The sequence below is a fragment of the Caballeronia sp. INML1 genome, assembly GCF_023631085.1.
Taxonomy (GTDB): Bacteria; Pseudomonadota; Gammaproteobacteria; order Burkholderiales; family Burkholderiaceae; genus Caballeronia; species Caballeronia turbans.
The window spans coordinates 1-768 of sequence record NZ_JALQDT010000073.1 but is presented as its reverse complement, the minus strand read 5'-3'; the positions used below and the strand labels follow the sequence as shown (position 1 = coordinate 768).

Below are 768 nucleotides of genomic sequence, written 5' to 3'. Positions count from 1 at the left end.
TCCGCTTCGATCAGCTTCAAGAGCCAATGCTCGACGGTGATTTCATCGGAAAGGCGCGTCTGGCACAGGCTCGCGGCCGCTTCGAGCGTGCGGGCGCAGTGCGGATTGAGCCGGCGAAGCAGATGAGTGGAGTCGCGCATTGTCATATGAAGTCCGGTGACGAGGGAATGAAAGAGGGCGTGCGGGGCTGTCGAATTTGCAGAAGAAAAAGCCAGCCCGCGAGGCGGGCTGGCTTGGACGACTCACGTCGTCATGAGGCGCTTACGCGCGCTCGTTCCACGTGTCCTTGTGGATGATGTTGCCGTCCTTGTACGACCAGGTGATCTGTTCGTAGCGCAGTTCGACTTCTTCCAGATGGTTGTGCTTCTCGTAATCCGGATTCTTGATGTCGAGCATCTTCGGACGCACGGCGACGACCTTGACGTTGTCGAGCTTGGTGTTGAAGTATTCCTTCTCCTTGCCCGCGTCGTCGATCTTGTACCACTTGATTTCGACGGACTTCAGCGTCTGGCCGCTCGTCACCGCCTTGTACAGGTACGGCGTCGATGCGTCGGTTTCCTTGGTCAGCGTGACCGGCGCGTGCACGCGCGTGCCGGTCAGCTTGCCGGTGTTGCCATCGGTCGGGATGTGCACGCCGTGGTCGAACGCGACGATCTCGACGCTGCCTTCGCGGCTTTGCACGGTGACGGAACCCTTGATGTCGGCGCCGCCGTCATCCTTGAGCCACATGTATGCGGGAATTGCCATTTACTACTCCTCTTTGGTACT

Annotated in this window: 1 protein-coding gene; it reads right to left on the bottom strand. The window is 59.2% G+C overall.

What is annotated here, in order from left to right:
* Positions 1-261 precede the first annotated feature (261 nt).
* Entirely contained in the window at positions 262-747 is a 486-nt protein-coding gene (locus tag NCR38_RS29535; protein ID WP_250478055.1) for an Hcp family type VI secretion system effector, read from the bottom strand.
* Positions 748-768: the final 21 nt, after the last annotated feature.